This window comes from uncultured Shewanella sp., from assembly GCF_947501225.1.
Lineage (GTDB): Bacteria > Pseudomonadota > Gammaproteobacteria > Enterobacterales > Shewanellaceae > Shewanella.
The window spans coordinates 330,538-351,862 of record NZ_CANMUW010000004.1 but is presented as its reverse complement, the minus strand read 5'-3'; the positions used below and the strand labels follow the sequence as shown (position 1 = coordinate 351,862).

19 protein-coding genes are annotated in these 21,325 nt (G+C 48.5%); 9 read left to right on the top strand and 10 right to left on the bottom strand.

Going from position 1 to position 21,325, the window contains the following annotated elements; all coding sequences use genetic code 11:
• Positions 1–77 precede the first annotated feature (77 nt).
• Entirely contained in the window at positions 78–1,799 is a 1,722-nt protein-coding gene (gene dauA / locus Q1B47_RS08850; protein WP_299791856.1) for a C4-dicarboxylic acid transporter DauA, read from the bottom strand.
• Positions 1,800–2,375: 576 nt separating this feature from the next.
• Between dauA and Q1B47_RS08845 the strand changes: the two genes are divergently transcribed.
• The gene (locus tag Q1B47_RS08845; RefSeq protein WP_299791940.1) at positions 2,376–2,933 is read left to right on the top strand and encodes a sigma-70 family RNA polymerase sigma factor; all 558 of its coding nucleotides are present in this window, start codon (positions 2,376–2,378) and stop codon (positions 2,931–2,933) included.
• Positions 2,923–3,627, top strand: coding sequence for a hypothetical protein (locus Q1B47_RS08840; RefSeq protein WP_299791853.1), 705 nt, complete (start codon positions 2,923–2,925; stop codon positions 3,625–3,627). The genes Q1B47_RS08845 and Q1B47_RS08840 overlap by 11 nt, the downstream gene beginning before the upstream one ends.
• 44 nt (positions 3,628–3,671) lie before the next feature.
• Here the strand turns inward: Q1B47_RS08840 and Q1B47_RS08835 are convergent, their stop codons facing one another.
• Both Q1B47_RS08835 and Q1B47_RS08830 read right to left on the bottom strand, forming a co-directional pair.
• Entirely contained in the window at positions 3,672–4,379 is a 708-nt protein-coding gene (locus Q1B47_RS08835; RefSeq protein ID WP_299791850.1) for a DNA alkylation repair protein, read from the bottom strand.
• Between the two features lie 3 nt (positions 4,380–4,382).
• Complete coding sequence (locus tag Q1B47_RS08830; RefSeq protein WP_299791847.1) at positions 4,383–4,862, bottom strand: hypothetical protein; 480 nt, start codon at positions 4,860–4,862, stop codon at positions 4,383–4,385.
• A 189-nt stretch (positions 4,863–5,051) separates the two neighbouring features.
• On the opposite strand from Q1B47_RS08830, the gene Q1B47_RS08825 reads away from it, so the two are divergent.
• The 4 genes from Q1B47_RS08825 (at position 5,052) to Q1B47_RS08810 (ending at position 12,138) form a co-directional block, all read left to right on the top strand.
• Positions 5,052–8,330 (top strand): S41 family peptidase, encoded by a 3,279-nt coding sequence (locus tag Q1B47_RS08825; RefSeq protein WP_299791844.1) that lies wholly within the window; start codon positions 5,052–5,054, stop codon positions 8,328–8,330.
• Positions 8,331–8,567: 237 nt separating this feature from the next.
• Positions 8,568–9,455, top strand: coding sequence for a hypothetical protein (locus tag Q1B47_RS08820; protein WP_299791841.1), 888 nt, complete (start codon positions 8,568–8,570; stop codon positions 9,453–9,455).
• Positions 9,456–9,610: 155 nt separating this feature from the next.
• Positions 9,611–10,180 (top strand): hypothetical protein, encoded by a 570-nt coding sequence (locus tag Q1B47_RS08815; protein ID WP_299791838.1) that lies wholly within the window; start codon positions 9,611–9,613, stop codon positions 10,178–10,180.
• A gap of 377 nt (positions 10,181–10,557) precedes the next feature.
• The gene (locus Q1B47_RS08810; RefSeq protein WP_299791835.1) at positions 10,558–12,138 is read left to right on the top strand and encodes a S8 family serine peptidase; all 1,581 of its coding nucleotides are present in this window, start codon (positions 10,558–10,560) and stop codon (positions 12,136–12,138) included.
• Positions 12,139–12,226: 88 nt separating this feature from the next.
• Here Q1B47_RS08810 and Q1B47_RS08805 read toward each other — a convergent pair whose 3' ends face one another.
• From Q1B47_RS08805 to Q1B47_RS08795, 3 genes are all read right to left on the bottom strand, one after another.
• Positions 12,227–12,709 carry a hypothetical protein gene (locus Q1B47_RS08805; RefSeq protein ID WP_299791832.1) on the bottom strand — a complete coding sequence of 161 codons (483 nt, stop codon included), beginning with the start codon at positions 12,707–12,709 and terminating at the stop codon, positions 12,227–12,229.
• Positions 12,710–12,846: 137 nt separating this feature from the next.
• Positions 12,847–13,188 carry a DUF3325 domain-containing protein gene (locus tag Q1B47_RS08800; RefSeq protein WP_299791937.1) on the bottom strand — a complete coding sequence of 114 codons (342 nt, stop codon included), beginning with the start codon at positions 13,186–13,188 and terminating at the stop codon, positions 12,847–12,849.
• A 4-nt stretch (positions 13,189–13,192) separates the two neighbouring features.
• Positions 13,193–14,866, bottom strand: coding sequence for a PepSY-associated TM helix domain-containing protein (locus Q1B47_RS08795; protein ID WP_299791829.1), 1,674 nt, complete (start codon positions 14,864–14,866; stop codon positions 13,193–13,195).
• Between the two features lie 909 nt (positions 14,867–15,775).
• Here Q1B47_RS08795 and raiA point away from each other — a divergent pair.
• Positions 15,776–16,132, top strand: a complete 357-nt coding sequence (raiA, locus tag Q1B47_RS08790; RefSeq protein WP_299791826.1) for a ribosome-associated translation inhibitor RaiA — start codon at positions 15,776–15,778, stop codon at positions 16,130–16,132.
• A 117-nt stretch (positions 16,133–16,249) separates the two neighbouring features.
• Here raiA and Q1B47_RS08785 read toward each other — a convergent pair whose 3' ends face one another.
• From Q1B47_RS08785 to Q1B47_RS08770, 4 genes are all read right to left on the bottom strand, one after another.
• Positions 16,250–18,172: a monovalent cation:proton antiporter-2 (CPA2) family protein gene (locus Q1B47_RS08785; RefSeq protein WP_299791823.1), complete on the bottom strand. Its 1,923-nt coding sequence runs from the start codon at positions 18,170–18,172 to the stop codon at positions 16,250–16,252.
• Between the two features lie 15 nt (positions 18,173–18,187).
• Positions 18,188–18,817 carry an NAD(P)H-dependent oxidoreductase gene (locus tag Q1B47_RS08780; RefSeq protein ID WP_299791820.1) on the bottom strand — a complete coding sequence of 210 codons (630 nt, stop codon included), beginning with the start codon at positions 18,815–18,817 and terminating at the stop codon, positions 18,188–18,190.
• Positions 18,818–19,026: 209 nt separating this feature from the next.
• Positions 19,027–19,482 (bottom strand): globin domain-containing protein, encoded by a 456-nt coding sequence (locus Q1B47_RS08775; RefSeq protein ID WP_299791817.1) that lies wholly within the window; start codon positions 19,480–19,482, stop codon positions 19,027–19,029.
• A 205-nt stretch (positions 19,483–19,687) separates the two neighbouring features.
• Positions 19,688–19,864 (bottom strand): carbon storage regulator, encoded by a 177-nt coding sequence (locus Q1B47_RS08770; protein WP_299791814.1) that lies wholly within the window; start codon positions 19,862–19,864, stop codon positions 19,688–19,690.
• A 284-nt stretch (positions 19,865–20,148) separates the two neighbouring features.
• On the opposite strand from Q1B47_RS08770, the gene Q1B47_RS08765 reads away from it, so the two are divergent.
• Together Q1B47_RS08765 and Q1B47_RS08760 are read left to right on the top strand one after the other, a co-directional pair.
• On the top strand, positions 20,149–20,727 hold the full coding sequence (locus tag Q1B47_RS08765) for an alkylphosphonate utilization protein (protein WP_299791811.1): 579 nt from the start codon (positions 20,149–20,151) through the stop codon (positions 20,725–20,727).
• A 111-nt stretch (positions 20,728–20,838) separates the two neighbouring features.
• Positions 20,839–21,291, top strand: coding sequence for a YaiI/YqxD family protein (locus tag Q1B47_RS08760; protein ID WP_299791808.1), 453 nt, complete (start codon positions 20,839–20,841; stop codon positions 21,289–21,291).
• The last annotated feature ends 34 nt before the right edge of the window (positions 21,292–21,325 follow it).

Genomic DNA, 21,325 nt, shown 5'->3' with positions numbered 1-21,325 from the left:
TCTAGGGTTCGGTGGCGTTTTTTATTGGGAGAACTCATACCGATAGGTATAAATACTCCCCTATCGACCACCTGGTATTATTGTGGATGCCTCTCTATGGCATCTTTCAGCGTCGGATAGAAATATAACAGCTTGTCGACAGGCTGTACTTTAGCCTTTGCCAATGTCCTGATAGGCTGAAATTGTAGATCTGTAATAACCAGATGTGTGTCTTTCTGCTTTAACTCTTTAGTTAGCTTGTTTAGTGCGGCTAACCCCCCCGCATCCAGAATAGATACTCCGTCCATATAGAGAATGACGGTGCGTTTATGGTCGGACAACAGTTTTATTTCTGAAAATATACTATCGGCAGCGGCAAAAAATAGTGGCCCGTTGATCTTCAATACCAACCAGGTATCCGGGAGTGGTTTGTCGATATATCTTCTGTTTTTGCTGATATCGTAAAGCCGGGTCATATCTGCTATCTCTTTCATAAACAGCAACGCTGCCAGCAGGATCCCAACTGTAATCGCAATCACCATGTCAAATACAACGGTCAGTGAGAAGCAGGTGAGAAAAACGATGATATCACTGCGTGGGGCAGATTTTAGCAGGTGGAGTGCTTTTGGCGCTTCGCTCATGTTCCAGGCTACGACAAGCAGGAGCGAGGCCATGGCCGGCATTGGCAGGTAAGCCAGAATGTTGGCCAGACAGAGCAGTCCTATCAGTAATACCAGAGAGTGAATGACTCCTGATATCGGGCTGGAGGCGCCGGCCTTAACATTTGCCGCGCTTCTGGCTATCGCAGCCGTTGCCGGAATGCCTCCAAAGAAGGGAGCTATGATGTTGCCGATCCCCTGACCGAGCAGTTCACTGTTGGCGCTATGACGCTTACCTGTCATCCCATCTAACACCACGGCACACAGGAGTGACTCAATGGCACCCAGCATAGCTATGGCAAAGGCGCTGGGAAGCAGTGCCTGCAACATGCCCCAGCTTAACCCCAGAGGTTGTCCGTCGCTGCCCTGTTGTAGCCAGGGGAGTTCGAAGGCTGGAATAAATGGTGGGATCCCCATGCCGATTCCACCGCCTGCCAGAGGGTATTGAAAACGTGTCCCTATGGTTTCGACCTCGGCCCCATAGCGGTTAAAGCCAAGGGCCAGCAAACTGCCAACCAGGATAGCAGGCAGGTGTGCCGGGACCTGACTACTGAATCTTGGCCATAACAGCATGATACATAGCGTGGCGATAGCTACGATAGTGCTGGGGCCATCGGCCGCAGGCAGCGCCTGAGCGAGTGTGTAAACCTTATCGATAAAGTGCTCGGGTAAGGCAGGGAGTGAAAGACCCAGAAAATCTTTTATCTGCAATACGGCAATGACAACGCCGATACCGCCGGTGAAGCCGAGTGTGACCGGCTCCGGAATATATTGAATGAGGCGTCCAAGCTTTAACAGCGACATAAGCACTAAGATTATCCCGGACATGACCGTAGCCATTAACAGGCCTGCTAAGCCAAACTCCTGTGCGATAGGGTAGAGCAGGACGACAAACGCGGCCGTAGGTCCGGAGATGCTATAACGGGAACCGCCGGTAAGGGCGATGATAAACCCTGCAACAATGGCGGTATAGAGACCGTATTGAGGAGGAACGCCACTGGCGATGGCAAGCGCCATCGCCAGTGGTATTGCAATTATTCCTACCGAGATCCCGGCGAGCAGATCCTGTTTAAGGTTTTTTAATTTGTAGCCATTTTTAATACATGAGTGATATATCGCATGGCCGGGCGTTAATGAAAAAAGATGGGCTCTGTGTGGCACGTTTATTCGCCTTGAGTGAAGTTAGGGGATGGTTTGGGAAAGCAATAAACACCTGTGCCATGGTGATGGCCGGTGCCTGTTGAAACGGATGTCAGGTGATGCAGCTTGTGATCATTAGGTTTGACGTATTGCGAGAGTTGAACTGTCTTGGAATCGGGTAAAAGTAGCACGAATGAGGCTTTGAAAATGTGAGGTGCCGCACTCATAAGTTCATAGTGTGATAAATATTTATATTTGGGGCCATTATCAATAGTTATGCTTGTGCCGAAGCATTAATGACAGGGGTTTGAGTATAGGGTGACAGAGATGTTGAGCCAGCTTTAACCCTTTCTTCATCTTGAGCCGTTTATAGCTACAAAGGGGGCAATCTCCCAAGCTAAACCAGAGTTGAGAGTTCTGTTGAGCTTACTATATTAGATAGACAAAGCCGCGCCGGGAGGGCAAACTTTCTATCAGATATGGGTTTATGCTCGTCTATGTAGTGGGGCGGACTGAATTGAATTTAGCTTGGAGAAAGATGTGGCTGAAGTGTTAGGGCAGGATAGGTCGACAGACGCCGATGCAGATCAACATTTGATGTTGCAGTATGCCGCAGGGGATATGGGAGCTTTTGAGTCTCTGTACCTCAAGCACAAAGGCGGCCTCTATCGATATTTTGTACGCCAGACAGGTGATAAGCAGCTTGCTGAAGATCTATATCAGGAAACATGGGGGCGGGTGATAAAAGCATCGGCCAACTATGAAACCAGTGCCAAGTTTACGACCTGGTTATACCGTATCGCCCATAACCTGCTTATAGATCATGTGCGGGCCGTGAAACCGGTGGATCTGTTCAGCGATGCTTTCAGCGAAGAGCAGGAGAGTGATAACCTGATGCCATCGGCACAGTTCTCTCCGGAGAATGCACAGGAGGAGGGGGTTAAGGCCAGGCTGTTAAAAAGCTGTATTGAGCTGCTGCCCACGGTGCAGAAAGAGACATTTATACTCAGTATGGAGGCGGGGTTTACCGCTGCGGGAGTTGCCGAGATTGTGGGGGTGACACTTGAGGCGACAAAGAGCCGGATTCGATACGCGAACAGGGCGTTGAAAGAGTGCGTTATGAATAAATGGCAGGAGGTCGACAATGAAAGATAAGCAAACAGATAAACCTGCCAGATTCGATGCCGAACTTCATCGATGGTATCAAAAGATGGAGCAGGAACAGCCCGGAGAAGCCCTCGATAAGAAGATCATTGAGATGGCGAAACAAGCGACAAAGAGTGGCTCTGAAGACAATGTGGTGCGGGTAGAGCATAGTTTTTGGCGTCGGTATCGATGGCCTTTATCCTCTGCCGCCTCGGTGATGCTGGTTGTGACATTATTACTCCTCAACCCCGAGGTGCCCCGGGATATTCTGCGGGACGATACCTCCCCTGTGATGATGCAGATGAGTGCGCCGGCAGATGTTCAAGGTAAGCAGCTTGATGATCCACAGGCTCTTAAGGCCGTGGCACCTCGAAGCATGTCAGTGCAGTCCGATACTGCAGCCGATGTTAAGGGGAGTTCGGTAGAGGAACACCAGCCTCTCAGCCGGAAGGGAAGCTCTGACCAACTCGGTGATAGCGTTGAGAAACAGCCTGCACCGGTTAAGGGAGCAACCCAGAGAGAAGCTGTGATCAGTGCAAAGCAAGCACTGCATCACTTAACTCAGTTGGTAGAGAGTGAGCAGTGGAGTGAGGCCAAAAAGTTAGCGCTTAAGATAGAGGAGCGGTACCCGGAGCTTAGGGAGCCTAACCACCCTCAGCATCAAACCTGGAGTGAGCTGCAGCAACTACTTAAGCAGCACTAACTTTTTGCATTCAGTCGGCGGTAACCACTCCGGTAACCGCCGTCTTACATTTTTAGGTAGTGTTGACGAAGCTCTGCGGGAAACTTCTCAATCGCGTACCTGAGCATGGTTCTCGGCATCTGTTTATAATGTTTATTTAAAAAGCTCTCTAACCTTGCTCTGTCTCGCTTCCCCACCTCTCTGAGCATCCAACCTACCGCCTTGTGTATCAGCTCTTCGGGATCAGTGAATAGCCGCTGACTGAGTTTGAGTATGTCATCGAAATCTCCTTGCTTGATAAAGTGGAAACAAACGATTACCGCAATGCGGCGCTGCCAGAGTGTGTCGCTGTCGGCCAGTTGATATAGGGGCTCCCTCGAATGGTTGACCAGATAGGGACCAACAATCTTATGAGCCGAACAGTCTACGATATCCCAATTGTTGATATAGGCGTGATGAGCCTGATAGAGATGGTAAATCTCCTCTCTGCCTCTCTCATCAGCACGCTGAAAACACTCAACCAGGGCCAGTGCCGCGAACAGGCGGAGTTCATGAAATTCACTGCAGATAAGTTTGGCAATCGTATCTAGGGGAAGAGGTGACAGGGCCTTGAGTCGGGCGCGGATGACCGGTACTCTGATACCGATAAATTTGTCTCCGGCGCCATACTCTCCTGGAGCCGTTTTGAAAAATTTTTGTGAGTGGCTGGCGACTTGAGGGGAGCCCAGCGTTAAGAGATGATCTGTTATTTCTGCGGCATCCATTGTTATCATTGCTTATGACCATACTCCCTTAAACCAATCCCATAACCCCAGGGAGCTCTCCTCCATTAGATCTATCCCTAAGGCCGATTTGAGTATATATAGGCTCAACAGACCCAGAGATAGACTGATAATTAAAAACATAATGATTAACCCCATAAACATCAGTAAAGAGGCATGTTTCTCACGGCGTGTATAGGCCCTTCGGTTCTTTCCTAATAGAAAGACATAATAGAATCGCCAACGAACGAAGGTGATGGCGAAGGTTCCCCTGTAGTCGATGAAATGTTTGCCCCAGGTGCGATCGCCCAAGGCAACCCTCAGCCCCTGAAGCTGTCTCTCTGAGTAGCTGTCGGCAAGATCATCGGGGAGTTTATTGAGCAGCTTCCGAATGACGGGATCTTGCCTGATGGGAGTCGATTGTTCACCGCTAAAGTGTTCAATATCTGAAGATATTGAATTGGTTTGACCCTTTTTATCAGTACCTGCTCCCATCTGCGAGTCCACTTTTTGAGCGATAGTCTATTGAGTATAGTCAGTGACAGGATCGGGAAAAGTAAGCCGTACACATTTGCTAATAATTATTGTGCAATATTTTACTGTTGCTTTAAGAAAAGTTTGCTACCTTGTTGGCCTTAAAACTGTGACTTAATAAATTTATTTAATAAGAATAATGAGCTAATAATGAAACTTCGTCTCCCTTTTGTCTGCACTTTATTAGCACTTGGCAGCCTCAGTGCCCCCAGTGTCCTCTCCACCGAATTGGAAAATTTAGGCTATTACCGAGCTCCGGCTCTGAGTGATAACACCCTCGTTTTTACTGCCGAAGGCGATCTATGGACTAAAGAGTTGAGCCAGACTCGAGCTCAAAGGCTTACCACCCAGCCGGCAGAAGAGTTGGGAGCTACTATCTCAAAAGATGGTCAGTGGGTGGCTTATGTAGCCAATTACGAAGGTGCCAGTGAAGTGTATGTGCTCCCCATTGCCGGTGGAAAAGCTAAACGTGTGAGTTTCGAAAATAGCCGGGTTCGGGTACAGGGATGGACAGCCGATGGTGAAGTGCTCTATGCCACCGATAATGCCTTCGGTCCTGCTAACTACTGGGTATTAAGAACCGTAAACCCAGAGACATTGATAACAACTGACCTGCCGCTGGCCGATGCTATCGAAGGTGTTATCGATGATAATGGAGAGTATCTCTATTTTACCCGTTTCGGACTGCAAACCACTGGAGATAATGCAAAAGTCTATCGAGGTGGAGCCAGAGGAGAGCTATGGCGATTCAAATTAGGCTCAAAAGAGGAGGCTGAACAATTAACGGCCGCTCATAGCGGTTCGGTGCGTCAACCTATGCTATGGAGTGATCGTCTCTATTTCGTCAGTGACAGCGACGGAAATGACAATATCTGGTCGATGATGACCGATGGGCAGGACTTGAAGCAGCATACGCAATTTACCGACTGGCAAGTCCGGGGGGCAAGGTTAGATAGTGGGCGTATTGTCTTTCAGCAAGGTGCCGATATCAAGTTGTTCGACATAGCATCTAATCAAACTGAGGTTATGGATATCGACCTTGTCTCTGACTTCTCCCAACGTCGTGAGCATTGGGTGAATACCCCTATGACCTACGCTACATCGACCACCATGTCGCCGAAAGGCGATAAGGTAGTGATCACTGCCAGAAGCCATGTGGCCATCGCCGGTACCGACGGTTCACGCCTTGTCGAGATAGCCCTTCCCGGAAGCAGTCGTATTCGGGGGGCGGTAATGAGCCCCGACGGGCGCTGGGTCTATGGTATCAGCGACGCCTCAGGTGAGCAGGAGATCTGGCGCTTTCCGGCCGATGGCGCTCAGGGAGCAAAGCAGTTAACCAAAGATGGTAAGACTCTCAGAATGTCATTGAGTATCTCGCCCGATGGCCGATATATCGCCTCGGATGATTACGATGGTAACCTTTGGTTGTTAGATCTGAAGAAAAACCGCAGTAAGAAGATCATCACGCAAGGTGAAGGGCTAGGCCCTTATGCCGATGTGGTTTGGTCCGGTGATAGCCGCTTTATCGCCGTTACCAAATCTGAATTGGGTAAGCCCAGACCTCAGATCGTACTCTACTCATTGGATGATAAGCGAAGTGAGACCTTAACCAGCGATAAGTATGAATCATACTCTCCCGCCTTCAGTAGCGACGGTAAATGGTTATATTTCTTATCTAATCGCCAGTTTACGGCGACACCGACCTCACCCTGGGGCGACCGTAACATGGGGCCCATGTTCGATAAGCGCAGCGAAATTTTCGCCATCGCACTCGACAAAGATGCCAGCTTTGCGTTCCGTCAACCGAATGAACTCATGTCGGTGGAAACTGATAAAAAATCAGATAAAGACGCAGCCGAGGTCGAGGTGGACTGGAAAGGGCTTAATCAACGTTTATGGCAGGTGCCTGTTGCCTCAGGAAATTATTCACACCTGAGTGTTAAAGATGACAGTTTATATCTGCTGGACAGGGCATCGGGGAGCAAGAGTAAGCCTGAACTGAAAATTGTAAAGTTTGATCCTCTGAGTCCTAAGGTAGAAACATTCGCCAAAGATGTGGGGGAGTACGCGCTCTCTGCCGACGGTAAGAAAATATTTATCCGTAAGCACAGCGACGGTGGCAAAGAGATGTTGATCGTCGATGCGGGTGATAAGCTGCCAAAAGAGTTAAAAAATGCCAAGGTACAGACCCAGCAGTGGCAACTCGCTATCGAGCCTCGACTCGAATGGCAACAGATGTTTGAAGATGCCTGGTTGATGCACAGAGATTCCTTCTTTGATAAGAAGATGCGAGGCCTGGATTGGCAGAAAACCAAGGCTAAGTATCAGCCATTGGTCGACAGATTAACCGACAGGCATGAGCTGAATGATATCTTCAAGCAGATGATGGGGGAGCTGGACTCACTTCACTCTCAGGTACGTGGGGGCGATCTTCCTAAAGACAGTAAGATGGCCAAGGCATCAAGCCTGGGCGCCCGTCTCGAACAGACAGCGTCAGGTGTCAAGATATCTCATATCTATCAGAATGATCCTGAGCTGCCGGCTCAATCATCGCCGCTGGCCAGAGTCGAGGTCGATGCGCAAGTGGGTGATCTCATTGTGGAGATCAATGGAAAGTCGGTCACCAATGTTGCCGATGTGACCCGCTTCTTAAGAAATCAATCTAACAAGCAGGTATTGCTTAAGCTTAAGCGAGGCAGTAAGCAGCACAAGACGATTGTGATGCCGGTCGATACACGCGCCGATGCCAAGCTCAGGTACTTAGATTGGGTCAACCAAAATAGCAGTAAGGTGACTCAAGGCAGTGAAGGTAAGATAGGCTACCTGCACCTCTATGCCATGGGGAGTGGTGATATTGCCAGCTTTGCGCGTGAGTTTTATGCCAACTTTGAGAAAGAGGGGCTGATTATCGATGTGCGCCGTAATCGTGGCGGCAACATAGATAGTTGGATCATAGAAAAACTGCTGCGTCGCACCTGGGCATTTTGGCAGCCCACCCGTGGTACGCCTAATGCCAACATGCAGCAGACCTTCCGTGGACACTTAGTGGTACTGACCGATCAGCTGACATATTCTGACGGTGAAACCTTCTCTGCCGGCATCAAGGCATTGGGAATTGCCCCTTTGATCGGAAAGCAAACGGCGGGAGCGGGAGTCTGGTTATCCGGGCGTAATGCATTGACAGATAAAGGGATGGCGCGCGTGGCCGAGTATCCTCAATATGCGATGGACGGACGCTGGGTACTGGAAGGGCGGGGCGTGAGCCCGGATATAGAGGTCGATAATCTACCCTATGCCACATTCACCGGCGGTGATGCTCAATTAGATAAAGCTATCTCATATCTGAAACAGGAGTTGATTCAACAACCCATTAAACCCTTAAAGGCGTTACCTATCTCTTCCGATGGGATGGCCGAGGATATTAAGTAAAACTTTGTGTCAGGTAGGCGTTCACCACGCCTGCAACAAGCACCTTTAGGGGGTTACCGGCCGAGCAGTTCCCAGGCTTTTAACCCCCATTTTTATCTCCGGGAGTGCAATGCTCCAACCCTATCTATGTGACTTCACCCATCTGATTCATTGGACTTTTACTTAAGGACAATGGCGCTTTTATGCCCGGGTAATAAAATCACTGCTAGAGTTAGTTCAAGTTATCGGAGGTTAAAGATGAAGAGTTTGCATACCGAAGCACAAGGCTCCCTTTTCTCTGTTGCCATCAGGGGAGTACTATTTTGTACTCTGCTATGTATCTCTTTCCTGATTTCTGCCGATGAGAGCCGATTACGCTTTGCCGTGGGCGGTTTCTATTCGACATCTGACTCGGGTATAGAGGTGACCAGTCCCTTGACTGATAAAACATTTGAGCTGGATTTTGAATCAGATCTCAAGTTGGTTGAAAGTGAGTTTCTCCCATTTTTTGCCCTGGCGTACTGGTTTAATGGCAATCATGTGGTATACCTGGATTGGAAGCGGTTACACCGTGACGCCACAAATCTGAATGTCACCACCCCCTTCGAATATGAGCACCCGGAGAGCGGCGATAAATATCTAGTGCAGTCGGGTAGTGAGCTCACCACAACATTCAATGTCGATATCGCCCGCCTCGGTTATGGTTATGACTTTTACAGCGATGATGAATGGGATCTGCTGCTGACAGCCGGTCTGCATGTCATGTGGTTTGAGCTGGGTTTTACCGGGGATATCGCTGCGTGTGTCGATAATAATTGCGGAACAGTGAATCCTGACTCCGAGCATATAGTATTCACCGATGTGACCGCACCACTGCCGGATATCGGTATCGTTGCAAACTACCGGTTTGCCGATGGTTGGCGGCTGGGGACTCAGGCTCAATATTTCTATCTGAGTCTGGATAATATCAGAGGTCGGTTGGTCGACTTGAGTATTGGCGTCGAGTACACGCTCAAGGATAGTTTTGCCACAGAACTCTCATATAAATATTATAAAGTATCGGCGGATATCGAAGAGGATAACTCAACGCTTAAGCTCCATTACGGCTTTCATGGACCGATGTTAACCTTCTCATATATTTTTTAGCCTGATAATAAGGTACTTAGGTCACTCAAAGAGCGCTCTATTAGTGAGCCAGGTGGTTTAGGGGGGCATCTGGTTGTTTTATCGCCGAGACAGATAACGCCCATGGGGATAGTGGATATTCTCTTTCATTTCATGACAATACATAAGGTAGCCTGATGAAAATGTGCAAATTAGCATTACTACTTTTACCCGCTTTACTCCTTGGCTGCGCAACGGGGAATACACCCGAAGCGAAAAAGAAAAATGCGCGTCTGGAAACTCAGGCCGCATTGAAAGAGATCTATAGCGAGCATAAAGGTGCGGCTTCGGCTGTGGCTGACTCCGTCGCCTATGTTGTATGTACAGGCAGTAACAGCTATCTGTTTGCCCTATCTACCGGAGGTGGAGTGTGCGTACTTAATGAGCCGGGTGGAGAATCATACTATCGTTTCGCTACAGGCGGTGTGGGAGCCGGTATCGGCTGGAAGCAGGTCGCCTTCGTACAGGCATTTATGGATAAGGCGGCCGTTAAACGTTTTAAGGATGCCGGCTTCGAGGGACAGGCCCAGGCAGAAGCCAGCGCAGAGTATGAGGGGAGTGGTGGTCAGGCATCTGCTAATCAATCGGTGGATCTCAGTGGTGTAAAAACCTATCAGGTGAACCTGATGGGAGCTGCAGCTCAGGCTACGGTTCAGGGCTACAAGTACTGGGAAACGAACTTTGAGGATGATTTCATCGAAAATTAGCGTCCCGGTTTGTCTGCAGTAGTTTAAAGGCGCTAATAGCGCCTTTTTTATGTTCAGCAGTAACACTTTGTTAATTTTATCAAATTAAACAGTTGCTTGCTTGGTGTTGTTCTTCGTCGATGGTATTCATTTTATTATAGCCAAGCTGTATATGTAGAGAGAAATTTAGACTTTTATATCCTAAAAGCGATTTTCTATCGATTTGCAACCATACTTAACCGCTATAGGGTCGAAAGCACAAAAGTGATCAATAAAGGGGTTGTGGAAGGTAGAGAAAGGTATCGAACGCGCTAAGGAAGCATGGCCGAAACACTCAACAACCGGATCATTTAATAGCTAGGGCTAATGTTGATACGTTTAAAGTTGAGGGGCTGCTTGTGACTAATTCTACTAAAGTTATGATTGTGCTCTGTATACTCTGCCTGGCTATTGTTTCCGGAGGCCTTGCTGCCGGGGAACAGCGTTATATCGTAAAGTTTAAACCTGGCGCCGGGGCGAAGGGAGCAGCGCAACTCAGCGCTATCGGGGCCAGGCAACAACTCGAGTTGCATGAGTATGACGCCGCCGCTTTTACCATTCCATCCAATGCCCTGAAGGGCTTACAACACAATCCCAATATCGAATATATCGAGCCGGATGCGAAACGTTACCTTCTGTCTCAGACTATTCCCTATGGCATCCCCATGGTACAGGCTGATCAGCTAAGTGATAGCGCTGCAGGTAATATGACGGTTTGCATCATAGATTCCGGTTACCAGCGTAGTCATGAAGATCTGCCTGGTTCAGGTACAGTTAACGGTGCGTCAGATGATGGCGGAGCCGGTGACTGGTTTGTCGACGAGGTGCACCATGGTACGCATGTCGCCGGAACCATAGCGGCGCTGAATAACAGTGTGGGGGTTTTGGGGATCACGCCAAATGATAAGTTGAACCTGTTTATCGTAAAGGTGTTCGATGCCAGTGGCTGGGCCTACTCATCTTCTCTCGTTGCAGCCCTGGGTGTCTGTGAGGATAACGGGGCCAATGTGATCAATATGAGCCTTGGAGGTAGCTTTAAGAGCCGTACCGAAGAGAGGGCATTTACAGCGGCACACGAGCGAGGTGTGCTGAGCATCGCCGCCGCCGGAAACGACGGTAATACGCGCCACTCCTACCCGGCCTCTTATCGCGATGTGATATCTGTGGCTGCAGTAGATGAAAATAAACAGCATGCTAGCTTTTCTCAAAGAACCAGTCAGGTTGAGCTGGCGGCGCCCGGGGTTCATGTTTTATCACCCGTTCCTATGGAGACAGGCTTAGCTACTACAACGTTGGTTGCGGGAGCTGAATACAGTGCCATAGGGATGGGTGGTTCCCCTTTGGGAACCGAAAGTGGTGTCCTGATAGATTGTGGGTTAGGCGACTCACAGTGTAACGATGCTGCAGGAGCGGTGTGCTTGATTCAACGCGGAGGCAATATCGCTTTTTCAGATAAGGTTCTGGCCTGTGAGGATGGTGGAGGGATCGCTGCAATTATCTACAACAATGTTTCCGGTTCTCTCAGCGGTACACTGGGCGAGGTTGTAACTCATATCCCTTCGGTTGGAGTCTCGAAAGCCGACGGTGAGGTGATGCTTGGGTTGCTGGGCAGTTCCGCAACTGTTTCACTGCTAGCCAGTAACTACGCCTATTTCGATGGTACATCCATGGCGACTCCCCATGTCGCCGGTGTGGCTGCTCTGGTCTGGAGTCACCACCTTGCTTGTACCAATACCGATATCAGAGATGCCCTCAGGGCAAGTGCGGAAGATTTAGGGGTTACCGGCCGGGATGACTATTACGGCTATGGTCTTGTCCAGGCCAGAGAGGCATCTTTGTACCTTGGCACAGATTGTGGCGCTTCCGCTGGTGGAGGAGGGGCTGATGGCGGCGGAAACGATAAGCCGGAAAAGCCGTGCAGGGGAAGAAATTGTCCGTAACAAAAAATGCCGCTGTTAGCGGCATTTTTTATATGGAATTAAGGGGAGATTTATTACCCCGGGTTAATGCTCTGCTTTACCGCTACCGTTAGTACCACTCATCGATAGCCTGAGCCGTATTGGCATAGGTCTGCATAGCCGAAACCTGTTGCTGTTGGGCCTTACTGTTTACTACGGCGGCGCGAGCATCATCGTTATTTGAAAGGTAATAGGCTGTCGATGCAGACACCCCTTTGCTCTTGCCTGTCGCTATAGCGGCCATATCTGAGTAAATTTGATATTGTGCCCTGGCTTTTCTGTATTCGATATAGTTTTCCAGTTTCTCATCTTCATTAGGTAGGTTTGGTGTTGCCGGAAGAGTCTCAGCCTCTTTAGGGCTTGGTTGAGCCTGAGATGAAAGCTGCGCTGCCCTGTCTGAGATCGTTACGCTGTCACTCTTTGGATGTCCTGAAGGCTGAGCCCTGCTGAGGGGGGAATCGCTCTGAGGTTGGGCGGGACTGAAGAGCGATGGCTTAGATGCGGTAACCTGTGTAGCCGGGCTCGTATTTAGCGAATTCGAATTAATATGCATCTCAGCCTCATGAAAGTAATGGTATTGGGCTTAGATTTTATGACAGCTAAGCTGAATTTCAGCTGAACCGCTTAAAAAAACGACGTTTTGGCCGCTTCGGTTTCACCTGGAGCAGCCCCGTCTCCCGCAAGCTGGTGTTAAACGATGAACATCAACAGTGCTCCCAGAATACCGGAGGCCGTCATAAGGTGGGGCAGATGCCGGGCTCGATAGCTTAAGGTTAAGATCACTAATAAGGCTGCCAGAGATATGATCCCGGTAAACATAATGCTGCCATAGGCAAGCCCTTGATAACTCACGCCGACGTAGTAGCTGGCACCGAGAATTATCCAACCGGACCAGTACAGTATCCGGCTCTGAATCTGGCTGGGTGAACGTTTAAAAGCATCCCGGAAATGGGAGAACATGGCTAAGGAGAGGCATCCGAATGCCAGGTAGCTGAAGTTGAGGATGCTGATAGTCACAGAGTTAGAGATCATCATGTTACGCTCCCTCCTTAGTTGACGGTTTCAGTTCAGAGGGGGCCTTTACAGAGGCTGCAGAGAGCTGCCTGCCATTATTTGGGCGTGCAGCCCTTGCCGCAACCCGTTCAGGTTGCTGAGCCTGCTTGTGTGATAACTTTCGTCCTGCAAACCATAACGCTGTTCCAACCATGAGGCAGAGAAGATCGAAGCCGGCTAATGCCCACTGATGGCTGGCAATATTTTGAAGCAGGTGTTGGCTCGAGGTCGCCCAGTTAAGAAGTGGAATCGACATGAAGCCCAGCGCTGAGAGTCCCAGTAATTTGCGCCAGGTTGTCAGGCTACGATCGAAACAGGCCAGTATTGCGATCATACAGATAACGGCAAAGAAGCTGTCAACCTCCCGCTGCGCCCGGTCAAGCATGGAGGGGGGCAGGATGCGGTTAGCATAGAAAAAAGCGCAGGTTGCCAGAGGCAGTCCGGCAATAAAGGTGAGGTTTAGCCCCTCTACCAGACGCAGACCCAAGCTTGGCTTGTTGCCCTGCTTGATACATTTTTGCTGCTTCTGGCGGATCTTGACCGCCCATAACAGGGTTCCGGTGGCAATCATGGCACAGCCCATTAGGCCACAGATAAAGAATAAGCCCCTTAATAAGGGCTCGGCAAAGCGAGCCGTGTGTAGTGACATCAAGGTATCGTGGGTGGCGTGAGCTGCAGAGGGCGCATCGGGGGATTGGCTAAGCTGCTTGCCGGATGCACCGCTGAATACCAGAGGTATACGCAGATCTGTCACCGACTGCCCGGTATTCTTATAGAAGCTGATGCGGCTATTCTTATCATCGATATGGGTGATCACCACCTGTTTAATCGGCGTGTCCCCCCAGTTTTCCGTCACCCGGGGCAGCAGGGTATCGAGCTGAATTAATTTCGCCGGAACCTTAGCTGCTGCAACCTGCACTCGTCCGGGCTTGAGTTCGGCACGAAATGCACGACCGTCTCCTTCATAGGCCGTGATCACTCCCCAGGGCATATACATCAACATCAAAGTGATAAGGCCGGTATAGGTGATCATCAGATGATAGGGGAGTGCGAGTACTGAGCTTACATTGTGGGCATCGAGCCAGGAACGCCCCCCCTTATTGCGCCTGAAACTGAAAAAGTCCTTGAAGATGCGTTTATGGATCACAATGCCACTGAGTAGAGCCAGCAACATGAACATAGTGCAAAAACCGACAATCCAGCGGGCGATCTTTGCCGGCATATAGTGGAGATCGAAATGCAACCGATAGAAGAAGTTACCACCTCGGGACTCACGTATGTCGGTGACCATGCCTCGACCGTCTTTGCGGACGATATGTTCGATAAATTGCCCCCTTCGCTCTCCGGGCTTGGGTTGTGTCTGCCAGCCGTAGCTGAGATAAGGCTTACGTTCGGTAGGAAAGCTAATCCGCCAGTCCTTTGCACCAGCGGCATGCTGAGACAGATAGCTCTGCCCCTCTCTAAGCTGCTGAGTTAAGTTCTCTGCTTTATAGGACTGAAAGACGTCACTGTGAATTTCCGGTTTAGTCCAGAGGGAGATCTCATAGCGGTAGTAGCTGAGGGTTCCTGCAAAGAACACCAATAAAAGTAACCAGCATACCAACAGACCAACCCAGGTGTGTAACCAGGTCATTGAGCGAAAAAATGTCTCTTTCATTGCTTATTGAACCCACAAAATAGTGATGTAAAAGAGGGCGCTGAGGAGGAGCAGATCACGCCAGGCTTGCCAGCTTGTGCTGACACTAAATGCCCAGATAGCAGCTGCAGCATAAAAACTAAATGAGAGCATCGTTGCTGTGAGTGCACTTTGGGCTGAGGGAAGGGGCATGATAAGTGCCAACAAAGCGCAGGCGGTGGCTGCGACTAAATAACCTGCAAATATTGCAGCAAAGGTGCGAGAGATGATGTTTACAGGTTGCGAACTGATAAGCGTTCGCCAGTCTATATTTAGAAGTACCACAATAATTCGTTCCAGATGGAGAAGCGGGAGCCCGTGTCGGGATGGCAGAAAACTGAACTGATTCTATCTCAATTTTAAGTGGATGATAACTATTTTCATTCGTATTTAAAATGTAAAGATGACTGTGATGAGAGCCAAAGCTCATAGATAGCAGGAATAATCAAAACAGACCTGGTGAAATGGGCTGTTATTCACTCTGCCGGCAGATGAAACAGAGTGTTTAACCCGAATCGTGATGCGTTTGTTGCTTAGTCTGCAGTGAAAAAGCATCACTTTGATGCTTTTTATAACGATTATCTTAGATTTGCCTTAATTTTGGACATTGAATATAGCCGTTACTTGCTTTTATCAAATATCAGGAGTACATATTAATACAACTAGTTTGAAAGTACTTATTGAGGACACAGTGTGGGGAACTGGTGTTGGTTTGTGCAAAGTCTTTGTAATAGTTAAGATGGATACAGAGCTGGTGTAAGTCTGAGTGAGCAGGAAGCAGAGGAAGAGTTGAAGGGGAAATATGTTGTGTAAAATATTCTGTTTGCCCCTTGTGTTTCTAATCAGCAGCCCCAAGTTCTATTATTGAAGTAATTCTTAAAAGGAAAACCTATGAAAATAAATCTTTCTGGTCACCACGTCGATGTTACCGATTCAATCAAAGAGCATGTGAACGAAAAGTTTTCCAAAATCGCCACTCATTTCCCTACGTTAATCTCGCTGGATATCATTATCTCTAAGGACCATGGCGAATTTCAGGTTGAGCTGCGTACAAATTATGAAGGTAGCCGAATCTCTGCATCAGGCACTAATGATGTGATGTATCCGGCTATTGCGACTGCGGCTAAGAAGCTTGACGCAGCGCTTAAGCACAGAAAGGGCCAGTTAAAAGCAGATCTTCATGAGAAGCCAGTGAGTACGACTCCTGAAATCGCTCATGAGATAGTGCAAGAGATGAAACTTGTCTAAATTGAGGAGATCTGTTTCTCGCCTTCTAAGACACTAGTCTGCTATATCTCTGACACATAATAAAAACCACCGTCAGTACGGTGGTTTTTTTATGTGTGGTACTACAGAGAAGGTGTGTTACTTTGTTCTGTCCATCTCCTTTTCATAGCCTTTCGGCGGTGGTGTCCATCCACGTTCTACCTTAGCTTGCTCATCGAAATGTTCGCTCTTCATCGCTTTAGCTATCGCATTTTCGAGCTCAATAAACAGCTCCCTGAAGTGGGCGGTGTATTTGCTGTCCTCGGTTTTCCTCTTCCATGACTCAAACAGCGAGTCTTTATAGCAAAGCTCCAGCTCACGTAGTGTGGCTTTCTTCTGCTCCGCCTTAAAGGGATGTACGCCCAGGGAGATCAAAGCCTCTTTACCCAGTTCCAGAGCCGAGTGGTAGGTTTCACTTATGATAAAGTCTGCGCCCGCATGTTTAAGCTCGAAGTGGTGGCCTCTGTCAAATGCCCGGGCAAACACCTTCACCTTAGGGTAGGTATGCTTTACATATTTTGTCAGCTCTACCGCGCGCTCATTGTTATCGATGGCGATAACCAGCATGGTGGCTTGTTCGATTCCGGCGGTATGTAACAGATCGGGCTGGGTTGCATCACCATAGAAGCTCTTAACGTTAATTTTCTTTAGAATCTCAACTTGAGATATCTGATGATCCAACACCACTGTTTGGATCTTGTTGGCGCGCAGGAAGCGGTTCACCATCTGACCGAAGCGACCAATTCCCGCGATAATAACTGTGCCCTTTTCGGTGATCTCATCGGCTTCCCTGTCATTTTCAGACTGTTCATACCTGGGTAAAATTACCTTGTCGAAGAAGATAAACAGCCCCGGTGTAAGAAACATGGAGAGGGCAACGACCAGAGATAACATTTGAGCCAAATCCGATGGGATCACGTGATTTTGCACCGTGTAGCTTAGCAGGACGAAACCAAACTCACCGGCTTGGGCAAGGCTCAAGGCAAATAGCCAACGATCGCTATTTTTGATTTTGAAGATGAGCGCCAAAACGAATAACACCAGAGCCTTAACCAGTATCACCCCGGCCGTGATTCCTATTACTGGGGCTATGTTATCGGCCAACACGTCAAAGTCGATGCCTGCGCCAACAGTGATAAAAAACAGCCCCAGCAATAGTCCCTTAAATGGTTCGATATTAGATTCTAACTCATGCCTGAACTCACTGTTTGCCAGTACCACACCGGCTAAAAATGTACCCAGAGCAGGCGATAGGCCGACAAGACTCATCAATGCTGCGATTCCGATAACCAGCATCAGGGCCGTCGCGGTGAATATCTCCCTAAGCCCGGAGCTTGCGACATAACGAAACAGAGGGCGGCTGAGATAATGTCCGCCGACAACGACCGCAGCAATTGCCAACATGACGACAACGCCATAGGCCCACCCTGGCAGATCGGCGACTAAAGAGAGCTCTTCGTGTTGCTGTGCGGCTTGGCCAACTGCGTTTTGAGCCTGTTCCACCAACTCGGGAAGCGCCAGTAGTGGAAGCAGTGCCAGCATAGGGATGACGGCGATATCCTGAAACAGGAGTACCGAGAAGGCATTTTTACCACCTTCGGTTTTTGAGAGAGCTTTCTCGTTAAAGGTCTGAAGTACAATGGCGGTCGATGACAGCGCGAAGATAAGACCGACTGTCAGGGCGATGCTCCAGCTTAAGCCGAAGTAGAGCCCGGCTGCACCGATGATAGCTGTCGTTAAACCTATTTGCAGGCCGCCTAAGCCAATAAGTTTATTACGCATATCCCAGAGCATTCGTGGCTCCAGCTCCAGACCCACAAGGAATAGCATCATGACTACGCCAAACTCTGCAAAATGCTGCAGAGTATTCGTTTCGCTGCCAACCAGGCCGATGATGGGGCCGATAACGACTCCCGCCACCAGATAACCCAGTACAGAGCCCAGCCCAAAGCGTTTGGCCAGTGGCACAGCGATAACGGCGGCGCAAAGGTAGATAAAAGCCTGGATAAAATAAGCTGTCATTAGAAACCCTTATTCTTAATCATGGGGGTGAGCGTTAATTAAGTCTGAAATATTTGCGGGCAACACGGGCATTGAGCTTGCGGCCTCGATATCCAGGGTGTTATCGGCCAGTGCGGTCAACAGATGACGAAACTGCTCAACATGGGCATTAACGCGATCCTCCTCCACCGCATTTCTTGAGCTAAACAGCACGAAGGGGGCGAGGTAGTTCATTCCGGTCAACGATGCCGTCTGCTCCAGCGGCTGAAGCAGTTCACGGATGCTGAAATGGTTGTAGCCCTCTTTCTGGTAGGCCGTCTCCGAACCACCGGCAGTAGCGGCGCACAAAAATGTTTTTCCCTTTAAAGCATGACCGTCGGCGCCATAGGCAAAGCCGTATTCAAGCACCAGATCTTGCCATTGTTTCAAGATTGCCGGGGTAGAGTACCAATAGAGGGGAAACATAAAGATGAGGACATCATGTTCCTTCAGCCTCTGCTGCTCTTTATCTATATTGATATGAAACGTTGGATATTCCCGATAGAGATCGATGGCTGTCACATCACAGTGTTGCAAACAGGCTGTAAAAAGTGGCTTGTTGACCTCTGAACGTTCCTGAGCCGGGTGTGCAAAAAGTACTAAGATTTTTTTCCTGTCGCCGGGCATAACAGATCCTTGTGAGAGATTTTGTATTTGCGTTTGTGTCAGCATTTATGAGAACTGGTGTCACTCTGCGACATAATACAAGTAGGCTAGTTTTACTAAACTGCTTTAGCTAAGTTATCACAACTTTCACTGATGAATAATCGATTATTAAGTGTATCGGCTTGCTTCATGTGAACTGACTTAATGACTCTCCACTCCAGACTTCTGTTTTAGCTATTGTCGCCAGGAGCCGCTGTATTCGGGCTTGTCGCCTGTTCGGATAGTCCCTCAATCATGACTTCAGCAATTTGGTCATAATAATTTGACCAAGCTTGCTCGATTGCCGAGTTTGAGCCGGATTTCAATTGGTACTGAACTGATAATATCAACGCCGTTTTGACTATACCAAATTGCTCCTTTTTGACTCCGTACTCTTTATGTTTCTGGCCTAACTTCAGCAGTATAGGTTGAATATCATCGAAGTTTTCAATTTTATTCACCGCGGTGCTTATCAATTCATGGAAGTGCTGTTCAAAAATTCGGCGCTCACTCTTAAACATGGGTTTGATAAGTGGTGCTAACTCGAATAAGCAATCATAAAAGCAGGTCGCAAAGCTCTTGTTTGACTGATTCAACACCAGAAAAGAGCGTTGAATCAATTTTTTCTCTTGTGTGGTTAACTTCATTGCCGGGTATCCAGTAATAAACCATAAACTGTAAGCTGACTATGAGTTAATTATAGTTAGTGTAAGCCCAAGGGGCTTCACATTCAGCAGTTGCTCCCCTGAGAGTGAAGGACACTTTTTCCTGTGAAGGAGCTAGCTTGTGCCTTTCAATAACTGGCTCCGGTTTAGCACTATTGCCAGAGTGATATGCCTGCTCTATGCATAGCTACTCATCGAGCTGAAGAATTTCACTGCGATAGATATCGATAGAACTATCCGCATCTATTCCGATTCTGTTATCGGGATAGATATTAATCTCTATGTCTTTCAACTGGTTTCCATTTTTATCATAGATATTGGTAATAATGACAGACGTGTTTGTCTTTCTCGTCAGAATGAGCATATGACCTCCCTGTGCACCCTTCGCAGTATTTTAGGTGTAGCAGTGAAGTCATTATTATTCAATCTTCAAACTGAAATCTGACTGTGTCTCATCTTGAGTGGTGTCAGGGAGGATAGGTTGTGTAACTAATCGGCAAGCGACCCTTTTCTGCCGGGAGATAAGGTGGAAAATGTTGATACGCGTCATGAAGCGTGTATAGCCCGGAGGGGCTCTCTGTCGTGAATCGGCTCATTATGTTATAGTGCCGCCGATTATTTTGACCCGTATGGCTGGAAGAGAAAGAGATGACTAAAGAACTATTAAACCGCTGCGGCGGTAAGTGTGAGCTTTGTGGTAGCGAATCAAACTTAGGTGCCTATGAGCTACCTGAGTCAAAGGGTTACGGTGATGCGCGTATCATGATTTGTGACACTTGTACTGGTCAGATCAAAGCCCCTGCAACTATCGATATGAACCACTGGCGTTGTCTGAATGACAGCATGTGGAGTCAGGTACCTGCGGTGCAGGTTATGGCTTACCGTATGTTGAAACAGATAAGTGAAGAAGCATGGGCACGTGATCTGCTCGATATGCTTTATCTCGATGAAGATATGCTGGCATGGGCGGAAGCGGGAATTGAAGAGGTCGATGAAGACTTTGTACCTCACAAAGATAGCAATGGTGCAATCTTAGAGGCGGGTGATAACGTCGTCATCATTAAAGATCTTAACGTGAAAGGCACTACATTTACGGCTAAGCGAGGTACGACGGTTCGTGGTATCTCTTTGACCAACAACCCGGAGCATATCGAGGGGCGTGTTAACGGTACTCGTATCGTTATCTTAACCTGCTTTGTTAAGAAGGTTATGCCAAGCGAAGTGTAAACCGACAGGTAATCGATTGGTTATAAAGCCGCCGTTATCGACTCGATTTCGGCGGCTTTGTCATTTTGGCCGTTAACCTCGATAATTAGAATTTGTTATTTGGAGATAAGTATGAAGATTTGGGTCGATGCAGATGCGTGCCCTGGTGTCATTAAAGAGATCTTATTCAGGGTGGCGGACAGGGCGAAAATTGAGGTCACCTTAGTTGCAAATCATTCGATGCGCATCCCACCCTCCCGCTATATTAAGATGGTGACTGTCTCTTCGGGCTTCGATGTGGCCGATGATGAAATTGTGAAGCGACTAGATGCCGGGGACCTGGTGATCACGGCCGATATACCACTTGCTTCGGAAGTGATCGATAAGGGGGGCGTTGCCTTGAACCCTCGTGGTGAGCTCTATACAGAGCAGAACATAAAGTCGATTCTGAATATGCGGGATTTTATGGATACCATGCGTGCCAGTGGCGTTCAAACCGGAGGTCCGGCAGCTATCGGTGCCAGTGAAAAGCAAGCTTTCGGTAACCAGTTGGATCGCTTCGTCACTAAATATCATAAGCTGTAAGCTACGAGCTACGAGCTACGAGCTACGAGCTACG